The sequence below is a fragment of the Roseateles sp. YR242 genome, assembly GCF_900109745.1.
In the GTDB taxonomy this organism is placed as follows: domain Bacteria; phylum Pseudomonadota; class Gammaproteobacteria; order Burkholderiales; family Burkholderiaceae_C; genus Roseateles.
On sequence record NZ_FOAV01000013.1, the window covers coordinates 17,950 to 37,582 of the forward strand.

General features: G+C 67.5%; 17 protein-coding genes. 8 read left to right on the forward strand and 9 right to left on the reverse strand.

The genetic code is table 11. The annotated features are described in order from the left end of the window. Window positions 1-40: 40 nt before the first annotated feature. From BMY53_RS20175 to BMY53_RS20195, 5 genes are all read right to left on the reverse strand, one after another. Entirely contained in the window at window positions 41-196 is a 156-nt protein-coding gene (locus tag BMY53_RS20175) for a DUF3309 family protein (RefSeq protein WP_092948296.1), read from the reverse strand. A gap of 83 nt (window positions 197-279) precedes the next feature. After that, on the reverse strand, window positions 280-1,380 hold the full coding sequence (locus BMY53_RS20180) for an NAD(P)/FAD-dependent oxidoreductase (protein ID WP_092948297.1): 1,101 nt from the start codon (window positions 1,378-1,380) through the stop codon (window positions 280-282). Window positions 1,381-1,623: 243 nt separating this feature from the next. Next, entirely contained in the window at window positions 1,624-3,168 is a 1,545-nt protein-coding gene (locus BMY53_RS20185) for a DHA2 family efflux MFS transporter permease subunit (protein ID WP_092948298.1), read from the reverse strand. An 8-nt stretch (window positions 3,169-3,176) separates the two neighbouring features. Further along, a complete protein-coding gene (locus tag BMY53_RS20190) occupies window positions 3,177-4,568 on the reverse strand; it encodes an HlyD family efflux transporter periplasmic adaptor subunit (protein WP_092948401.1) in 1,392 nt (463 codons plus the stop codon). 56 nt (window positions 4,569-4,624) lie between these two features. Next, complete coding sequence (locus tag BMY53_RS20195) at window positions 4,625-6,115, reverse strand: efflux transporter outer membrane subunit (RefSeq protein ID WP_092948299.1); 1,491 nt, start codon at window positions 6,113-6,115, stop codon at window positions 4,625-4,627. A gap of 116 nt (window positions 6,116-6,231) precedes the next feature. Here BMY53_RS20195 and BMY53_RS20200 point away from each other — a divergent pair, with 116 nt between their 5' ends. Next, a complete protein-coding gene (locus BMY53_RS20200) occupies window positions 6,232-6,846 on the forward strand; it encodes a TetR/AcrR family transcriptional regulator (protein WP_092948300.1) in 615 nt (204 codons plus the stop codon). A gap of 82 nt (window positions 6,847-6,928) precedes the next feature. Here BMY53_RS20200 and BMY53_RS20205 read toward each other — a convergent pair whose 3' ends face one another. Together BMY53_RS20205 and BMY53_RS20210 are read right to left on the reverse strand one after the other, a co-directional pair. Beyond that, a complete protein-coding gene (locus BMY53_RS20205) occupies window positions 6,929-8,056 on the reverse strand; it encodes a porin (protein WP_092948301.1) in 1,128 nt (375 codons plus the stop codon). A 141-nt stretch (window positions 8,057-8,197) separates the two neighbouring features. Then, the gene (locus BMY53_RS20210) at window positions 8,198-9,604 is read right to left on the reverse strand and encodes a gallate dioxygenase (RefSeq protein ID WP_092948302.1); all 1,407 of its coding nucleotides are present in this window, start codon (window positions 9,602-9,604) and stop codon (window positions 8,198-8,200) included. 110 nt (window positions 9,605-9,714) lie between these two features. Here BMY53_RS20210 and BMY53_RS20215 point away from each other — a divergent pair, with 110 nt between their 5' ends. Further along, on the forward strand, window positions 9,715-10,623 hold the full coding sequence (locus tag BMY53_RS20215; RefSeq protein WP_092948303.1) for a LysR family transcriptional regulator: 909 nt from the start codon (window positions 9,715-9,717) through the stop codon (window positions 10,621-10,623). Between the two features lie 21 nt (window positions 10,624-10,644). Here BMY53_RS20215 and BMY53_RS20220 read toward each other — a convergent pair whose 3' ends face one another. Both BMY53_RS20220 and BMY53_RS20225 read right to left on the reverse strand, forming a co-directional pair. Beyond that, window positions 10,645-12,510: a tannase/feruloyl esterase family alpha/beta hydrolase gene (locus tag BMY53_RS20220; protein ID WP_218151274.1), complete on the reverse strand. Its 1,866-nt coding sequence runs from the start codon at window positions 12,508-12,510 to the stop codon at window positions 10,645-10,647. 399 nt (window positions 12,511-12,909) lie between these two features. Continuing rightward, a complete protein-coding gene (locus BMY53_RS20225; protein WP_092948305.1) occupies window positions 12,910-13,806 on the reverse strand; it encodes a LysR family transcriptional regulator in 897 nt (298 codons plus the stop codon). A gap of 118 nt (window positions 13,807-13,924) precedes the next feature. On the opposite strand from BMY53_RS20225, the gene BMY53_RS20230 reads away from it, so the two are divergent. From BMY53_RS20230 to BMY53_RS20255, 6 genes are all read left to right on the forward strand, one after another. Next, complete coding sequence (locus BMY53_RS20230) at window positions 13,925-14,617, forward strand: substrate-binding domain-containing protein (RefSeq protein WP_255370303.1); 693 nt, start codon at window positions 13,925-13,927, stop codon at window positions 14,615-14,617. 71 nt (window positions 14,618-14,688) lie between these two features. Beyond that, entirely contained in the window at window positions 14,689-15,735 is a 1,047-nt protein-coding gene (locus BMY53_RS20235) for an amidohydrolase family protein (protein WP_092948306.1), read from the forward strand. A 27-nt stretch (window positions 15,736-15,762) separates the two neighbouring features. Beyond that, window positions 15,763-16,446 carry a 4-carboxy-4-hydroxy-2-oxoadipate aldolase/oxaloacetate decarboxylase gene (ligK, locus tag BMY53_RS20240; protein WP_092948307.1) on the forward strand — a complete coding sequence of 228 codons (684 nt, stop codon included), beginning with the start codon at window positions 15,763-15,765 and terminating at the stop codon, window positions 16,444-16,446. A gap of 97 nt (window positions 16,447-16,543) precedes the next feature. Next, on the forward strand, window positions 16,544-17,578 hold the full coding sequence (locus BMY53_RS20245) for a Bug family tripartite tricarboxylate transporter substrate binding protein (RefSeq protein WP_092948308.1): 1,035 nt from the start codon (window positions 16,544-16,546) through the stop codon (window positions 17,576-17,578). Window positions 17,579-17,679: 101 nt separating this feature from the next. Beyond that, window positions 17,680-18,639, forward strand: coding sequence for an NAD(P)-dependent oxidoreductase (locus tag BMY53_RS20250; protein ID WP_092948309.1), 960 nt, complete (start codon window positions 17,680-17,682; stop codon window positions 18,637-18,639). Window positions 18,640-18,675: 36 nt separating this feature from the next. Further along, window positions 18,676-19,623 carry an amidohydrolase family protein gene (locus tag BMY53_RS20255; protein ID WP_092948310.1) on the forward strand — a complete coding sequence of 316 codons (948 nt, stop codon included), beginning with the start codon at window positions 18,676-18,678 and terminating at the stop codon, window positions 19,621-19,623. The last annotated feature ends 10 nt before the right edge of the window (window positions 19,624-19,633 follow it).

The following is a 19,633-nucleotide window of genomic DNA, read 5'->3' on the forward strand; positions in this document are numbered from 1 at the left end:
AGACGCGCTACCGCGCGCCCCACACCCTTGCGTCCGCTGACTAGATATAGCCCAGCAGCAGCAGCACCAGCAGGATGACGACCACCAGGCCCAGGCCGCCGCTGGGGTAATAACCCCATTCGCGGCTGTGAGGCCAGCTGGGCAATGCGCCAATCAGCAGCAGGATCAGGATCACAAGCAGGATGGTGGTGATCATGGGGGCTCCGTTCGAGTTGTAGAAGGGAAGAAGACTCCGCCCTTCTTGGCAAGGGCTGTGCCTGCTCGTTCGGAACGCGCATTTCAGAGCATCTGCCCTGCCACCCTTTCGGCAATCGCCATGGACGCTGTCAACCCGGGCGACTCAATGCCGAACAGGTTGAACAGGCCCCTCACGCCATGGTTGTCCGGCCCCTGCAGCTGGAAGTCCTCCGCCGCACTGCCCGGCCCGCTGATCTTGGGCCGGATGCCCGAGTAGGCCGGCTGCAGCGCACCGTCCGGCAATGCCGGCCAGTAGCGGCGGATGGCGGCGTAGAAGACATCAGCACGACGTGGGTCCACGCGGTAATCCAACTCGTCCACCCACTCCACATCCGGCCCGAACCGGGCCTGCCCGCCCAGGTCCAGCGTGAGATGCACGCCCAGGCCGCCCTCCTCCGGCACCGGGTAGATCAACCGCGAAAACGGCGACCTTCCCTGCAGGCTGTAGTAGTTGCCTTTGGCCAGGAAAAGCGGCGGCACCAACGCCGCCGGCATGCCCTGCACCGAGCGCGCCACGGCCTGCGCACCAAGGCCCGCACAGTTGATCACCAGCCCCGCCTGAATCTCCATCGGCTCGCTTCCACCGACGTTCAGCACCACACCATCCGCGCCACCGTCCCCCCCCAGCACTGGCGCGTCAAAGGCCACCATGCCGCCTGCGGCTTCAAAGTCGCCGCGCAGCGCCAGCATCAGGCCGTGACTGTCGATGATGCCGGTGGAGCCGCTCTCCAGGGCCGCGACGCATTGCAGTGAGGGCTCCACGGCCCTGGCGGCCGCACCCGTGAGCATCGTCAATGCGTCCACCCCATTGCGCCGGCCATTCTCGGCCAGTTGCTCCAGCTTCGTCTGCTGTTCGGCCGAGGTGGCCACGATGTACTTGCCGCAGCGCCGGTATGCCACACCGCGAGCGCCGCAGTAGGCATAGAGCAGTTGCTTGCCGCGCACGCACAAGGACGCCTTCAGCGAACCTGGCGGGTAGTAGATGCCCGCGTGGATCACCTCGCTGTTGCGGGAGCTGGTGCCCGTTCCGATGTCCACGGCCTGCTCCAGCACCAGGGTCTCCAGCCCCCGCTGCGCCATCTCCCGCGCCACCGCCAGCCCCACCACCCCGGCACCGATCACGATGCAATCCACGCGCTCCATCAAGGTCCTTCCTTGTCAGTCATTACCCGGATGCCCGCCAACGTGATGGCGAACTCTGGTGCAGCATACGTCCCAAGGGAAGCTCTGCATCACACCCGCGAGCCGAGCTGACCCTGATTCGGGATGGGGCGCAAGGCGCCTTGCACCGAGGCTTGCGGCGAAGCATGCATCCGTGCAAAAGGAAACGCCGCAGACGGATCACTCCGAATGCGGCGTTTCATAAGCCCCGTGCCGGGGCTCGCTTCAGTGTGCACCCGTGGTGTCGGCAATCCGCGTGGGCTTCGGCGCCAGCCACACGGCCATCGCTGCCAGTGCAAAGCAGCAGCCCGAAATCCAGAACACCTGGTTGGTGGCCAGCGTCAGGCTCTGCGTGGTCACCATCTGGTTGATCTGGCTGAGCACCTGCTCCGGCGTGAACCCGGACTGGGCCAACTGATCCGCCAGGCTGCCGAATCGGTCCGTCAAGCCGGAAAGCTCGGAATGTGCCGCCGTGGTGCGGTCCTCCCAACTGGTGTTGACCAGGCTGGTCGCAAATGCGCCTGAGACGGTCCGGCAGAAGTTCATCAGGCCGGCAGCAGACGCTGTCTCCGACTCCTCCACGCTGGACAGCGCCAGTGCCGACAGCGGCACGAAGAAGAACGGCAGCCCCACGCCCATCACCAGCAACGGCAGGCCGATCTCCCAGAAGCCCATGTCCGGTGAGGCAAAGCTGCGGTAGAGCGTCACGCCGCCCAGCCAGGCCACCCCAAAACACACCAGCTTGCGAGGGTCCACCTTCGTGCTGAGCTGGGCCGCCAGCGGCGCCGACAGGACCGCCAGCACGCCGGACAAGGCCGTTACCAGCCCCGCCTTGGTGGCCGTGTAGCCCAGGGTGTTCTGCAGCCACAGCGGTGTCAGCACCGTGGCACCGAAGAAGGCACCAAAAGCCAGGCTGATGGTGAGCACGCTGGCGCTGAAGCCCCGATGGCGGAACACCTGCAGGTCCACCACCGGATTGGGCGTGTCTCGCTCCCAGATCAGGAAGGTCACAAAACCGACCGCCGCGATGATGGCCAGGCCGATGATCTCCGGCGACGCAAACCAGTCCAGATCCTTGCCCTCGTCCAGCATGAGCTGGAACGCGCCCACCCAGATGATCAGCAGGCCCAGGCCCACGCCGTCAATGCGGGCCGCATCGCGCGGCGTCTCGTAGCGCTTGAGCATGCGCCAGCCCGCCACGGCGCACAGCAACGCCACCGGCACATTGATGAAGAAGATGAAGGGCCAACTCGCGCCGTCGCAGATCACACCGCCCAGGATGGGACCCATGATGGGGGCGATCAGCGTGGTCATGGCCCACAGGCCGGTGGCCGCCGCAGCCTTCTCCTTCGGGAAGATGCGCAGCAGCAGGGTCTGGGACAAGGGCATCAGTGGCCCGCCGGCCAGGCCCTGGAAGATGCGAAACAGCACCAGGGTGCCCAGGTTGTGCGCAAAGCCGCACAACGCCGAGAACAGGCCGAACAGCAGCATGGAGGCGATGAACACCCGCACGGTGCCAAAGCGGCGCGCCAGCCAGCCCGTCAGTGGCACGGTGATGGCCTCGGCCACCGCATAGGAGGTGATGACATAGGTGCCCTGGCTGCTCGTCGCGCCCAGGTTGCCCGCAATGGTGGGCACCGAGACATTGGCGATGGTGGTGTCCAGCACCGCAATGAAGTTGGCCGCCGCCAGCACCAGCCCGGCGGCCACCAGCTGGCCGCCCTGCAGCGGAGCATCCGGGCCGTCGCGGCCCAGGCTTGGGGTACTCATGGCCGACCTCAGCGAGTGGTGGTGGGCTGCACCGCATCGGCAGCCGTGGTGGACACCGGCTGCACGCCCATCGGCGTGGCTGTTGCCGTGGCAGCCACGGCCGTGGGTGCGCGGTCGGAAGACGCCAGCATCGGTGCGGCCAGGGCCGCCAAGGCGGCGCTCGGCTCACCACGGGTATCGATGCTCACCGCCATCGACAGGCCCACCTGAAGCGGGCGCTGCGCCAGTTCCTGCGGGTCGATGGCCACACGCACCGGCACACGTTGCACCACCTTGATCCAGTTGCCGGTGGCGTTCTGCGCCGGGATGGCCGCAAAGGCCGAACCGGTGCCACCGGCCAAGCCGGTCACCACGCCGTGATAGACCACCGAGGACCCATAGAGATCCGCCTTGAGTTCCACCGGCTGGCCAGCACGCACCTGGCCCAGCTGGCCTTCCTTGAAGTTGGCGTCGACATGCACTTGCTGGGTGGGCACGACCGTCATCACCACGGTGCCGGCCTTGACCTTCTGGCCAACTTCGATCTGGCGGCGGGCCACCACCCCATCCGTGGGCGCCCGCAGTACGGTGCGCTCCACATCCACACGGGCCTGATCGCGCTTGGCGCGCGCCAGGGCCACCTCCGGGTTGTCCGCCAGGCTGGACTGTTCGATCAGGGCCTGGTTGGCGGCCATGGCACCCAGCGTGGCGGCACGGTTGGCCCGCGACTGCTCGGCAGTGGCGTGCGCAGCGGCCATGCGGGCCTGCGCCGTGTTGAAAGCCGCCTGGGCGTTGGAGAGCTCTTCGCCGGAGACAGAGCCGGTGGTGGCCAGGGCCTGGCGGCGCGCCAGGTCCAGCTTGGCACGATCCAGGTCCGCCTGGGCCACCTTGAGCTGGGCATCAGCCTGCTGCTGCTCTGCGTCGCGGGCAGCCACCTGGGCGCGATAACCCAGGTCCGTGGCCTGGTAGGTGCGCACACGGCGCTCGGCTCGGCCCAGCTCGGCTTCCGCCTGGGCCAGCGCCAGTCGGGCATCGGTCGCATCCAGCTCCACCAGGATGTCGCCCTTGCGGACGTGCTGTGTGTCCACCACACGCACGCCCTGCGTGATCGCGTCGATGGCCGGTGTGATCTGGGCCACCTCGGCGGCGGTGTAGGCGTTGTCGGTGGAGACGTAGCGGGCACCGATGAAGTGCTGGTAGGCGTAGGCCCCGCCCCCGAGGATCACCACGGCAGCGGTCACGATGGCCAGGCGCGGCTTGCGGCGCGCCGGCTGCGGCGCGGCGGCGGCCTTGAAGGCGCTGGCGGCGGCCGGGGCGCCGGTGTGGTGGTCGGTGGTCGCGTTCGGCTGGCCATCAGCGGCGCTGTTGCTGCTGTGGCTGTTGCGGGAGTTCTGTTCAGGCGTTTGGTCAGCGTGGGACATGATGGATTTCCAGAGTGCCGGGTGGCGGTGCGCCGTGAAGGCGAGCCGGGCGGCGTTCAATCGACGAGAAGAGGTCGGGATGCGGGCGTTTGATAACCGCCCCCCAGGGCCTTGATCAGCGAGACGTCCAGGCTCATGAGCCGCGCTTGCAGCTCCGTCAGCGCGCGGGCCTGGCTGAGGTAGCTGTCCTCGGCGCTCAGCACATCCAGATAGGTGGAAAGGCCACCCTCGTAGCGGCGCCGGGTGAGCGTCCAGGCATCCTGGCTGGCATCGCAGGCCAGTTGCGCCTGGGCCAGGCGATCGCCCAGTGCGGTTTCGCTGGCGGCCACGTCGGCCACGTCCTGCAACGCCTGGGCCAGCGTCTGCCGGTATTGCGCCACCGCTTCGTCGTAGACGCCATAGGCCTGCTTGTACTGGCCCGTCAGGCGCCCCTGATCAAACAGCGGCAGGCTGATGGCCGGGCCGAAGCTGCCCGTCTGGGAGCTGGATCTGGCCAGCATGTCCAACCCCAGCGACTGGAATCCGAAGGACGCGCTGAGATTGACGTTGGGGTAGAACGCGGTGCGGGCCGCATCGATCTTCTTGCCGGCCGACTCTGCCCGCAGCCGGGCGGCGACGATGTCGGGGCGGCGGCCCAGCAGGTTCAGTTCGATCTGCGCCGGCAGCCCTTGCACCTGGGACAGATCCACCACCGGGCGGCTCAGGCTCACCCCGCGGTCGGGCCCCGCCCCCAGCAAGGCGGCGATGAGATGGCGCTGCAGCACCAGGGACTCCTGGATGGACAGCAGGTCACCCTCGGCCTGCGCCAGGCGCGCCTGGGCCTGGCGGGTGGCCGCGCGGGTCTCCAGGCCATGGGCCTCGCGTTCACGCATCAGTCGGGCCGTCTGCTGGCGCGCCTCTTGCGCGGCCTTGGCGGTGTCTTCCAGGGCGCACAGGCGGGCGAAGTCCGCGTAGGCGGTGGCCAGCTGCGCCGCCAGACTCAGGCGCGCCTGCGCGGCATCGGCCTGGCTGGCCATCCAGCTGGAGGTGGCGGCGGTGAGCAGGTCGTGCTGGCGGCCCCAGAGGTCCACTTCATAACTCAGCTGCACAGCGGCCTGGCCATAGTTGTTCCAGCCTTGCGGCACAAAGGCCGCTGGAATGCCGTTGTTGTAGCTCTGGCGCTCCCGGTTCACGCCGGCGTTGACGCTGGTGGAGGGGCGCAGGCTGGCGCCCTGCTGCTCCACCACCGCAGCCGCCTGCCGCAGGCGGGCCTCGGCCACTTTCAGCGACGGCGCGTCCCGCAGCGCTTCATCCATCAGGGCATTGAGTTGTGGGTCGCCATAACGCATCCACCACGGGTCGGCGGGCCAGGCGGCCGTGTCACGGCCCGGCATCGACTGGGTGGCGGCCAGGGAACCCGCTTCCGGCAACGCGGCGCGCGGCCCCAGGTCCGGAATCTGGGCGCAAGCCGTCAGAAGGATGGCGGAGACCACGGAGGTCAGCAGTGGGCCGGTGATCGGCCAGCGGACGGAGCGCCAAGGAGACTGAGGAGGAGGAACGGATCGCATGGGTGTGGCTTTAACTGAACTGTTCGGTTCAGTTTAGATTTGACGCGATCCGAGCGTCAAGCAAAAATGTACTCAGTGGTTCAGAAATAAGTGACAGGTGTCACGACGGAGTTCCCATGCGCACCAAAACCGAAGAACGCCGACTGCTGATCCTGGATGAGGCGGCGGTGGTTTTTCAGGACGTCGGTTATGAGAAGGCCTCGATGGCGGAGATCTCCCAGCGGGTGGGCGGCTCCAAGGCCACGCTCTACAACTACTTCCCGTCCAAGGAAGACCTGTTCGTGGCCGTGATGGAGCACAAGGCCAAGCGGCACATGGCTGGCATCTTTGAACTGCTTAACCATGAGGCGCCGTTGGCGGACGTGCTGCTGCGCTTCTCCAGGGAATTTGTGCGGGTGCGGCTATCCCCGGAGCTGGTCTCCATTCACCGCATGGCGGAACATGAGGGCGACCGCACCGAGGTGGGCCAGTTGCTCTACCGCAATGGCATCCAGCGCGGCTGGACGCTGGTGGCCGACTTCCTGGCCGAATGCATGCGCCGAGGCACCCTGCCCCAGGCGGACGCCGGGGTGGCGGCGTGGCACCTCAAGGCGCTGGTGGAAGCGGAGGTCCGCGAGCCGCGCATGCTGGGGGTGATGAAGGAGATGCCGCCGGACGAGGTGCTGTCGACGGTGGTGGCTCGTGCAGTGAAGGTGTGGCTGCGCGGTTATGGCGCAGCCGCAGAGGCATGACGCCATGGTCATGAAAAACGCCCACGAGGCGCGGCCGGGATGGCCGGGACCTCGTGGGCATTGTGGGCGTCGCTGTGTACGCTCAGAAGCTGTGCTTGATGCCGGTGGCAATGCCGTTCTGTGAACCACCCGCCGTTGGTGTACCCCCCGAAGCTGCATTGCTCACGCTCAGCGCACTGGTGCCATCGTTGTCGATGCGACCCACAGTGGCATAGAGCGCGGTCCGCTTGGACAAGGTGTACGTGCCGCGCAGGGCCAGCAGCGTCGCTGCGTTGGCGCTGTTCTTGTAGTCCAGCTTGAACAGCTCCGCCTCCAGCAGGATCTGCGGGTTCAGCGTGTAGCCAGCGCCCAAGTACCAGAGGTTGCTCTTGGGGGTGGTGACGCTGCCTTCATTGCGGCGGTTGATCAATCCGGCGCCCAGCTTCCAATCCCCGAACTTCGCCCAGCCGGCCACGGTGGCGCGGCGGTCGGTGAGCGCGCTGCTGGTCAGGCCCGCAAAGGCACCCGTCCCGCCACGGATTTCATCCACGGCAGCCACCGCACCCCAGGTGGCCGTGTCGTACTTCACCATGGCGGACCATTGGCGGCAGGCCTTGGAATCGGTCGCGCTTTCGCCGGCACAGTTGGTGCCGGCCGGCGTCGGGCCGGCGTTGACCGAATCGCGGCCCGGGCTGAAGGTGGCACCGAGGGTCCAGCCGCTGAACGTCCCGCGCCAGGCGATGGCGTTGTCCACACGGGCATTGGGCAGGTAGCTGTCCAGCGAGCCGGAACCGAACATGGCCGGGCCGAGCAGGTCCGCGTCCAGTTGCGACCAGTACAGCATGGAGTACTGGCGGCCCAGCGCCACGGTGCCAAAGTCACCGCTCAGGCCGACGTAGGCTTGGCGCCCCCAGACGCGGCCGCCCTGGTTGAGGGTGCCGTTGTCCACGCCAATGCCCTGCTCCAGCACAAACACAGCCTTCAGGCCGCCGCCCAAGTCTTCCGTGCCGCGCAGGCCCAGCCGGGAGGGCAGCGAGCCGGTCAGGCCCGGCATGCGGGTCAGGCCGTCATGCCCGGCGCCGACATTGCTCAGGTGCTCGACCGATGCATCGATCAGCCCGTAGATGGTCACGCTCTGAGCGTGCGCGGTGCCGCTGGCCAGGCACAGCGCCGCGCAAGCCGCGGCCAGTCCCGTTCCGGCCTGCAGGCGTTGGTTGAATGGGGTCTTCATGTGTCTCCTCTTGGGGTGGTGGAAGTGTTGGCCGGGGACCTCGTCGTGTCCTCCGGGCCCGGCCTCAGCCGGGCGGGGCCGGCCGACCGCGGGCGGACCGTCGCCGGGACGGTCTCGCCAGCGGCCGCAGCCGGAGGGATCTCATCGGCCGGTGGTGGCCGTGTTGGTGGTGATGGCAGCCGGGCTGGCGGGGCTGGAGGGGCTGGAGGGGCTGGCAGCGGCCGCCGGCTCCTGGGGTGCCGACCAGTCCAGCTTGCCCGCCTCCTTGCCCGCCACCGAATAGAGCGCCTTGGTGTTGCGGGTGGCCTGGAACTGCTCCAGCGTTTCGCCGCGCATGGCCGCGTAGATGTGCAGGTTGGAGACCCCCACCACCGCGCCCAGCTTCTCCAGCATGAAGAAGATGACGCCGTAGTGGATCATTCCGCGCCAGTCCCGGCGACGGATAAGGTCCTGCTCCGCCGCGGTCAGGCCGGCGCGTGCGAACTCGGCCTCCGGGTCCTTCAGGAAGGCGGCGCGGTGCTGGGGCACCACCAGCTCATGCAGAAAGTGGTTGATGCGGTAGGCCTTCACGCTCACCGCCAGCGAGAACGGATAGGTGCCCGCCAACTGCTCGATGCCCGCCAATTGCGCACCAATGCGCGCCGCCTGTCGAGCCCGCTCCGCGGCCGAGGGCTCGCCCGCCTCGTTCTCGAACACCGCCGTGGCAATGCCGGTCATGGACGGCAGGTAGTAGCTGCGGTGCAGGCAGTTGACCCGCGCCGACAGCGCGCCGCGCATCACCAGCCACATGATCACTTCCGAGCCTTCCATGCCGCCGAGCTGGGCATATTCGGCGTGAGTCATCTCCGCCAGGCGTTCGGGATCTTTCTCCAGCAGGTCCAGGAAGCGGTGGTCCCACTCGGTGTTGTTGAAACCGGCGCGCTCGCCATGCACCTGGTGCGACAGCCCGCCGGTGGCCACGATGGCCACCCGCAGGTCTTCCGGATAGCTCTCGATGGCCCGGCGCAGTGCCTGGCCCAACTTGTAGCAACGCCGCGCGGTGGGGATGGGGAACTGCAGCACACCGATCTGCAGCGGCACCATCTTCACCGGCCAGCCGGGCGCCGATGCCTGGCCACTGCCGGCCTCACCGGAGTGGTGCTCCACCAGCATGGACAGCGGCGAGAAACAACCGTGGTCCAGCGCCCGGCGCTGGAAGAAGGACATGTCGAATTCATCCGCCATCAGGCTCTGGCCCAGATGCGCTGCAAAGGCCGGATGGCCCTGCACCGGAGGCAGGTCACGCGCACCCGCGCCTTCATCGGCCACCTCCCATTGCTCGCCAACCCCGAGCGTGAACGCGGAGTAGTGATCAAAGAAGAACGAGGTGACGTGGTCGTTGTAGATGAACAGCAGAACGTCGGGCTTCTTGGCATCCAGCCATTCACGCACCGGGTCGAAGGCTTCGAAGATCGGCGCCCAGGTGGGGTCGTTGCGCTTGTCGCGGTCGAAGGCAAAGCCGATGGTGGGCGTGTGGGAAGCAGCAATGCCGCCGATGATGACTGCCATGGTGATGAACTTTCGGGCCCAATTTTTGTGATGCAGTCTAGGAATCGGGCCTGGCGGCGGCCAGATGGCAGGCCCCACGGGGCGATAACGTATCGTTATCATGGTTCACCATGAAACTCACGAATCTCAAGGCGCTGGTCGCCTCGGTGGAAGAAGGCAGCCTGCGCGGCGCGGCGCGGCGCATTGGCGTGTCGCAGCCGGCATTGACCAAGATGATTCGTGAGCTGGAGCGCGAACTGGCCACCACCTTGCTGCTGCGCAGCACGACCGGGGTGCTGGCCACCGCACAGGGCATGGTGTTGTACGAACGCGCCATCGCAGCCGACCGCGAGCTGGCCCATGCGGTGGACCAGATCCAGCAGCTGGGGGGCCGCATGACCGGCACGCTGGCGATCGGCGCGGTGCCCCTGGCGGTGATGCTGCTGGTGCCCGAGGCCCTGCGCACGTTTGGGGCGGAGTTTCCGGAGATCCAGCTGCGCATCACCGAGGAGCTCTACATTGCGCAGCTCACCCGCCTGCGCAAGGGCGAGGTGGACATCGCCCTGGGCCCCTTGCCTGAGCACCTGCCCTCCGGCGAATTCACGGTGGAGCCGCTGATGCCGATCGACATGGTGATCGTCGTGGGCAAGGGCAATCCGCTGCGAAGAGCGACCACGCTGGCCGAGTTGAACGACGCCCCCTGGGTCTACACCGGCGCGACCTCGGAGTCCGGTTATGCCAAGACGCTGTTCGAGAACCACGGCCTGAAGCCGCCACCCGCCGGGGCGCTGGTGAATTCAACGCTGGGCTTGCTCTCCATCATCGCCAGCGGCAACTGCGTGGGGCTCATGCCGCAGCAGATCGCCGTGCACCCGTTTGCCATGCAGCATCTGGAGGTGGTGCGGGTGGCCGAGGGGCCGCTGCGGCTCACCATTGGCGCGCTGGCGCGGGCCGATGCATCGCTCAAGCCGAGTGTGCGGCACTTCCTGGCACACCTGCATCGCGCCGCCCATCATCTGACGGGCTCGCAGCGCTTCTGAGCCGTGGCCCCAGGGGTGCCTTCAGCGCGCTGCTGGCACAGGCGCTGATGCACGTGCGGGTGCGGGTGCAGGTGCGGGTGCAGGGGCCGGACCCACACGCTGCACATCCGGCGCCACCTTGTTGACGGCACGCACCGGATACGGCTGGAACAGATCGCTGCCGGCCCAGGCGGGCACGGGAATGTCGCTGCCACTCACCGGGCCGTAGCTGTCGGCAAGGTTCACATCGCCCTGCCCTTTGTAGCGGGCCACCTGCGGATAGGGATAGACCGGGCGAGTGCGCTGGATCACGGGCGCTGCGGGGCCGAAGTCCATCATGCCGGGCGGCGGACCGTCGGGCCGGCCTTGCGGGCCCGAGCCACCGGCCATCGGCGGACGGCCACCTGGTGGACCGCCCTCGCCGGCCAATTTGCCATCCGGTTTACCGTCGGGTTTACCGTCCGGCTGGCCAAACCCACTGGGACGCTGCCGAGGCGGCGGCGTGCTGGCAACCACGCCCGCCGGCGCCCGGCCCTGCTCCACCCAGCCCATCATCGGCGTCAACAGGTCAATGGCGCTGGGCCCTTCCCCGCCGGCGCAGTGATACACGCCCGGCAGCAGATACAGCCGCTCGAAGGCCTGGGCCTTGTCTTCACCCATGAAGCGCCGCACCGCCTGGTGATAGGCGATGCTGTTGAGCGGCGAAATGTGGGGGTCGGACCAGCCATGCCAGATCACCAGCTTGCCGCCGCGTGCGGCGAAGCGGGAGAGGTCGGGGTTGGTGGCGTCGAACAGCGGATGCCGCGCCCGCAACTGGTCGAAGGTGGCACGGTCGAAACGCAGGTCCGCCAGCTTGAAGTCCTGCGGCGGATCCACCTCGAAAATCAGGTGCTGCAGTGCTTGCAACGCAATGCGCTCGCTGAAGATCGGCTGGCTGGCCTGCGCCGGCACAAACACGCCGGCCCAGCCCAGCTCGGAACCCGGCTGCGGGCCGCCAGCCGTGAGGCGCTCACCCGTCTGGGGATCACGCGGGCCCTCGTACAGCTGCCGCGCGGCGGTGGTTTCACTGCGGCTCAGGCAGTTGGGGCCGGGCTTGTCCTCGTCACCCGGGCACTGGACCACGGCGGGGTCGAACTTGCACAGGCGCGGGTCGGCAATCAGCCCATCCAGCCGGCCATCGAGTCCATCACATTGCTTCAGCACCGCCTGGTGCAGCACCGCCAGGCGCGGTGCAATCAGGATCGCGTTGCCATCCGGGCCGGTGTTGGCGCGCGCCTGCCAGCCGTGATAGAGGCTGTTCTGCACCTGGAAGTTCAGCGCCGCAGCGCCAGCCAGGATGCCGTCGAAGTCCTCGGGATAACGCTGCGCTTCCACCAGGGCTTCGCGCCCGCCATCCGAGCAGCCACTGAAATAGGCGAAACGCTGCGGCCGGCCATAGAAGCGCTGGATCAGCCGCTTGGACGCCACCGCCGTGAGGTGCACCGCCCGATGCGCGAAGTCCTCGCGTTTCTGGGCGTCCAGCCCGAAGCTGCCGTCATTGTCCTGATGACCCATGTCGGTCGAGGCAATGGCAAAGCCGCCCTGCGTCAGGTTGAGGCAACCATCAGCCGCCCCCACCTCCATGCCGATGCGCCCGCACAGGCCGCCGCACCCCACCTGCAAAAAGCGCTGGGTCCAGCTGCCCAGGGGCAGCGCCACGCGGAACTGGATACTGGGCGCCAGCACCCCCTCCACCACGCAGGCCGGCAGGCCCTGGCTGGTGCCCTTGGTGGCCTTGGTGACCTGGCTGCCGCGGCCGCCAATGTCGATCAGGGCCGTCGTGGTCAAGGCCTCGCAGGACGCAATGGGGGTCACCACGGACAAGGCGACGCCGCCAGGCACGAGGCCCGCCGGCACAGGCGGCGGCACAGGCGCCGCTGCAATACCCGACGGAGGGGCCGACGGAGGACCTGATGCCGGACCGGCAGACACCCCTCCTTCGGCAGGCGTCGACAACGGGGACGCATGTGAAGGCACCGCCTCCAGCAGCACAAATGCCGCCAGCGCCGCCAGGGCCCACCAGACCCACGTGCGCCACAGTCCTGGGCGTTGTCGCGGAGGGGGACGGAAGGAATGGGAAGAGTCAGTCATGTTGCCGGGATCTTCCGCACCACTGTGGAGGACGTCAACGAAAGGCCAGTCTAGACAGCCCTTTTCGGGGGACGCTCGTTGGTATGTGCGCAACAGCGCTACGAGAGCTTTACGTCCCGACGCAAATCAGCGTCCGTCGCCTCACGAAACGGTGCGCCGGACATGGGCGCCCCGCCCTCACTCCATCAGCGGTGCCTCGCTGACCAGCCGCATGAGTAACGCGGCCGTTCGCTGCATCAAGGGCGTGGCACGTTTGCTGGTGGGGGTGACCAGGCACAAGGTGCTCTGAATATCCGCCCGCGCAAAAGGTGTCACCACCAGCCGCTCCGGATGCTCCACGATGCGCAGCGCCTCCTCCCCAAGCGCCGCGTGGCCGATGCCCGCGGCCACACAGTCCAGGATGGCCGGCACGCTGGAGACTTCCCACTGCACTTCCAGCTGCACGCCCGCCATGGCCGCCGCCTGCTCCATCAGCGTGCGGAAGATGTGCCCGCGCTGGGGCATCACCAGCGGGTAACGGGACAGCTGCTTGAGCGTGGGCGGCTTGGTGGGCGCCTCGTTCTTCGGGCTCACCAGGCACAGCCGCTCTTTGCGCAGCGGCAGGATTTCCAGCGCCGGCACCGGCTCGGGGTTGTAGACCAGGGCCAGGTCGGTACGCCCAGTGAGCAGCCATTCGGTCAGGTGGACCGAGAAGCCCTCCATGATGGCCAGCCGCGCCTGCGGCATGTCCTGCTGGAAGGCGCGGATCAAGGCCAGCGTGTGCACCCGCGCCAGCGTGGGAGGCATGGCAATGGTGATCTGCCCCACGGGCTCGCTGCGCTGGGCCCGCAGGTCTTCCTTGGCATGGCTCACCAGGTTGAGGATGTCCTGCCCATGCTGCAGCAGGCGCCGGCCCGCCTCGGTCAGCTGCACGCCGCGCCCGTTGCGCAGCAGCAGCGTCTCATGCAGCTCCGTCTCCAGCGCCCGCACCTGGCGGCTCAGCGCCGGCTGGGCCACACCCAGCACCAGCGCCGCCTTGCTGAAGCTGCCATGTTCGGCCACGTGGACGAAGGTTTCGAGTTGGGTCAGGTTCATGGCCCGGATGATCTCACGCCATGCCTGTTTGGAATATCAGCTAGTGGGAGCTAGAACTGGATTGATGGTGCCGACCGCTCCAGAATCCACCGCAGTTCAGTTTTGGGACCCGCCTGCCGTGATCGCTCCCCTTGTCGGCATTTCCTCCATGGCCACCCGCCAGGTACTGGCCGACCTGGCCAGCGCCCTCACTTCAGCCACCGGGCTTGAGCTGCGCGTGGAGTCCGTCGGCGGCGTGGATGCCGCCAAACGCGTAGCCGCCGGCGAAGTGCTGGACCTGGTCATCCTGGCCGAGGACGCCATGTCTCGCCTGGCCGATGCCGGCCATCTGGTGGCGGACAGCCGCCGTGTGATCGTTGAATCCCCGATGGTGATCGCCGCCACCGCAGGCGGCCCGTTGCCGGACGTCTCCACTGGCGACGCGCTACGCCAGGCCCTGCTGGACGCCCCCGGCATTGGTTATTCCACCGGCCCCAGCGGCACCGCCCTGCTCCAGCTGATCGACCGGTGGGGCCTGCGGGACGCCCTGGGCGAGCGCCTGCGCCAGGCGCCCCCGGGCGTACCGGTCGGCTCGTTCATTGCCAAGGGCGATGTCTCCATCGGCTTTCAGCAGCTCAGCGAGCTGCAGCATGTCCCTGGGATCACCATCCTGGGCCCGATGCCGGCGGGCTTCGAGATCATCACGCGCTTTGTGGGGGCTGTTGCCGCCACCAGCGCGGAGCCCGCCACGGCCCGCCGCGCGCTGGACTTCCTCACCGAGGCCCGCCATGACGCGCTCAAGCAGCGCCATGGCATGACGCCACCGGCGTGACACCCCGGCAGCCACCCGTCGCCAGGCCCGCTTTCTTCCTGACTTTCAGACACCCACGAGCTTGACCCAAGATGTCCACACGCAAGCCCCTCATCATTGACGTCCACGGCCACTACACCACCGCGCCCACCGCGCTGGGTGCCTGGCGCGACCAGCAGATCGCCGGCCTGAAGGACCCGTCCAAGGCCCCGAAACCGAGCGACTTGAAGATCAGCGACGACGAACTGCGCGAATCGATCATCACCAACCAGTTGGCCAAGATGCAGGAGCGCGGCAGCGACCTGACCATCTTCAGCCCGCGTGCCAGTTTCATGGCGCACCACATCGGCGACTTCCAGACCTCCGCCACCTGGGCCGCGATCTGCAACGAGCTCTGCTATCGCGTCAGCGAACTGTTCCCGGACCACTTCATCGGCGCCGCCATGCTGCCGCAGAGCCCGGGCGTGGACCCGGCGACCTGCATTCCGGAGCTGGAGAAGTGCGTCAAGGAATATGGCTTTGTCGGGATCAACCTGAACCCGGATCCCTCCGGTGGCCATTGGACCAGCCCCCCGCTGACCGACCGCCATTGGTACCCCATCTACGAAAAGATGGTGGAGTGGGACATCCCGGCGATGGTGCACGTCTCCACCAGCTGCAACGCCTGCTTCCACACCACCGGCGCCCACTACCTGAACGCCGACACCACGGCCTTCATGCAGTGCCTGACCGGCGATCTGTTCAAGGACTTCCCGACGCTGAAGTTCCTCATCCCCCACGGTGGCGGCGCGGTGCCCTACCACTGGGGCCGCTTCCGTGGCCTGGCGCAGGAACTGAAGAAGCCGCTGCTGGACGAGCACCTGCTCAACAACATCTTCTTCGACACCTGCGTCTACCACCAGCCCGGCATCGACCTGCTGGCCCGTGTGATCCCGGTGAAGAACGTGCTGTTCGCCTCCGAGATGATCGGCGCCGTGCGAGGCATCGACCCCACCACCGGCCACTACTACGACGACACCAGGCGCTACATCGAGGCCACGCCTCACCTGAATGACGATGAGCGTTTCCAGATCTACGAAGGCAATGCCCGCCGCGTGTTCTCCCGGCTGGACACCGCCCTGAAGGCCAAGGGCCTGTAACCCCATCAGCAGTTGAAGGAATTCCCCATGTACGAACTTGGAGTCGTCTACCGCAACATCCAGCGCGCCGACCGTCACGCGGCCGACGCCCTGGGTCATCTCGGTTCCGCCACGGTGCACGAGGCGATGGGCCGCGTGGGCCTGCTCAAGCCCTACATGCGCCCCATCCAGCGCGGCGTGAATGTCTCCGGCACGGCAGTGACCGTGCTGCTGCACCCCGGGGACAACTGGATGATGCATGTGGTGGCGGAGCAGATCCAGGAAGGCGATGTGGTCGTGGCCGCGCTGACCGCCGAATGCACCGACGGCTATTTCGGTGACCTGCTGGCCAGCTCCTTCAAGGCCCGGGGTGCTCGCGCGCTGATCATTGACGCTGGTGTCCGGGACGTGAAAACCCTCAACGAGATGAACTTCCCGGTGTGGAGCAAGGCCATCTCGTCCAAGGGCACCATCAAGGCCACGCTGGGATCGGTCAATATCCCGGTGGTGTGCGCAGGCGCCTTTGTCACGCCGGGCGATGTGATCGTCGCGGATGACGACGGTGTGGTGAACGTGCCGGCCGCGCTGGCAGTCAAGACGCTGGAGGCCGCCACCGCCCGCGAAGCCCTGGAAGGCGCCAAGCGCGAGAAGCTCGCGGCCGGCGTGCTGGGGCTGGACATGTACAAGATGCGCGAGCCGCTGGCCCAGGCAGGCCTGCGCTACATCGACTAGGGCTGACGAAGCGCAGACCAGTCGGTGGACCTTCAGGCCCACCACCAGCAGTCCGGGCGGCCATTCAACGTGACGAGAACAGACGGAGACAAGCACGATGAGAGTTCCCCAAGACACGCACCGCCGCCGCGCGTTGGCGATCACCCTCGGGTTGGTCGCTGCCGCAGCCTGTGGCTCGGTGGCCGCACAGACTGCTGGACAGACAGCCGCCCCGGGCGCCGCCGCCACGGATTGGCCCAATCGCCCGGTCCGCATCATCACACCCTTCCCGGCCGGTGCGGGCCCCGAGACCGTGGCCCGCATGGTGGCCGAGAAGCTGCAGAAGAAGTGGGGCAAGCCGGTCATCGTGGAGAACAAGCCCGGGGCCAACGGCTTCCTGGCCATCGACACCTTCAAACGGGGCTCGCAGGACGGCTACGACCTCATCCAGCTGGACAACGTCCACCTGGTGGTCTACCAGCATCTGTTCAAGAAGCTGCCCTATGACCCGGTGAAGGACTTCGACCCCATTGCACCGCTGTTCCGCACCTATTTCTTTGTGGGCGTTCCCACCAACAGCAAATACAAGACCGTCGGTGACATCGTGGCGGACGCCAAGGCCCATCCGGGTGCGCTCAACTACGGTTCCTGGTCGGTGGGCAACCCGGTGCACCTGGGCGCCGCGCAGCTGGAGGCCATGACGCACACGCAGATGCAGCATGTCATCTACAAGGAGACATCGATGCTCTACACCGCCGTGGCCAACGGCGAACTGAACTTCGCACTGGGCTCCATGGCCACCGCCGGCCCGTTGCAACGCGCCGGGCGCATCCGCTTCATCGCGGTGACGGCGCCCAAGCGCCATCCGGCCTTCCCGGATCTGCCCACCGTGGTGGAATCAGGCGGCCCGGCAGGTTATGAGGTCACCGGCTGGACCACCATTGCCGCGCCCAAGAACCTGCCCAAGGCGGTGGCGGACAAGATCCAGCGTGACATCGAAGCCGCGCTGGCGGAGCCCGACATCAAGGAGCGCTACGCCACCTTCGGCTACGACGTGTTCCCCGCCACCCGGGAGCAGTTTGCGGCCTTCATGGCGACGGAGTCGGCCAAGTACGCCGACATCGTCAAGCGCTCCAACATCGCCCTTGACTGAGCGCCTTCACGGGGCCTGGTTCCCGAGCGCCCCGTCGTCATCGCCTTCGTGCTCCGGCCCGGCCAGGGCCGGCCACCATCACTGATACAAGCAGTACCTCCATGTCTGATACCGCTACCCAAACCCCCGCCGATGGCAGCTTGCGCATCGGCCTGGTTGGTTATGGCGAGGTGGGCCGCATCCTCGCCGAGGATCTGCGCGCCGCCGGCCATGCCGTCAGCGCCTACGACCTGAAGCTGGAATCGCCCTCGGCGCAGGCCGATGCCATGCGTGAGCATGCCGCTGCCCACGGCGTCACGCTCAGCACCTCCGCCACCATGGTGGCCACCGGCGCCGAGCTGGTGATCAGCGCGGTCACGGCCAGCGAAACGCTGAACGCCGCCCGCGGCTGCGCGGCGGGGCTGACGGCCGGCACCTTTGTGCTGGACTTCAATTCCGCCTCACCCGGTGCCAAGCAGCAGGCCGCGGAAGTGGTCGATGGCCACGGGGGCCGCTATGTGGAAGGCGCGGTCATGACCAGCGTGCCGCCCTACCGCATCAAGGTGCCGCTGCTGCTGGGCGGCCCGCACGCCCAGACCCTGATGCCGGTGCTGGAGCGCTTGGGCTTCGCCCCGAAGGTGCATGACGAGCGCCTGGGCGTGGCCAGCGCCACCAAGATGTGCCGCAGCGTGATGATCAAGGGGCTGGAAGCCATGGTCATCGAGAGTTTCACCACCGCCCGCCATTACGGCGTGGAGGATGCGGTGGTGGCATCGCTGCAGGAAACCTTCCCGGGCATCGACTGGGAAAAGCAGGCGGCGTATTTCTTCCAGCGCGTCATCCAGCACGGCCGGCGCCGCAGCGAAGAAGTTCGCGAAGTGGCTGTGACCGTGCGCGAGGCAGGTCTGGTGCCCTGGAGTGCGGACGGCACGGCCGAACGCCAGGCCTGGGTGGCGGACCTGGCTGACAGCGGCGTGTTCGGCGACAAGGCCGACGAGCGCTTCGCCCGCAGCCCGGACTGGCGCACCGAGGCCGACCGCCTGCTGGCCCAGGTCGCCAAAGCCCCCGGGCAGGACGACTGAATCGCCCCCTTTCAATTTCGATCAGGAGTACCGTTCATGAGCCTTCCCGAAGGCCTGCCCACCACGGGCGGATTCACCAAGACCGCTGGCTGGCTGGACTGGTACCAGGGCCCTTCGCGCCCTGTGTTCCAGTTGCCCGAAGGCGCCGTGGATGCCCACTGCCACGTGTTCGGTCCCGGTGCCGAGTTCCCCTATGCCCCGGAGCGCAAGTACACCCCCTGTGATGCCGGCAAGGAGCAGCTCTTTGCGCTGCGCGACCATCTGGGCTTCAGCCGCAATGTCATCGTGCAGGCCACCTGCCACGGGGACGACAACCGCGCCATGGTGGACGCCTGCCGCGCCTCCGGCGGCCGCGCCCGTGGCGTGGCCACGGTGCGCCGAGGCATCTCCGACGAGCAGTTGCAGGCCCTGCATGAGGCGGGCGTACGCGGCGTGCGCTTCAACTTCGTCAAGCGGCTGGTCGACTTCACGCCGCGCGAGGAGTTGATGGAGATTGCCCAGCGCATCCATCGCCTGGGCTGGCACGTGGTGATCTACTTCGAAGGCCAGGACCTGCCCGAGCTGTGGGACTTCTTCACCGCCCTGCCCACCACCGTGGTGGTGGACCACATGGGCCGCCCGGACGTGACGCAGTCACCGGACGGGCCGGCGTTCGGCCTCTTCCTGCGCTTCATGCGCGAGCATGCACATGTCTGGAGCAAGGTCTCCTGCCCCGAGCGCCTCTCGGTGGCGGGCCCGCCGGCCCTGAACGGCCAGCAGCAGGCCTACCGGGATGTGGTGCCCTTTGCCCGCCGCATCGTCGAGGAGTTCCCCGACCGCGTGCTCTGGGGCACCGACTGGCCGCACCCCAACCTGAAGGACCACGTGCCTGACGATGGCCTGCTGGTGGACTTCATCCCGCACATTGCGCCGACGGCCGACCTGCAACGCCGCCTGCTGGTGGACAACCCGTTGCGGCTGTACTGGCCGGAGCTGGCGGGGTAAGCACGTTTTT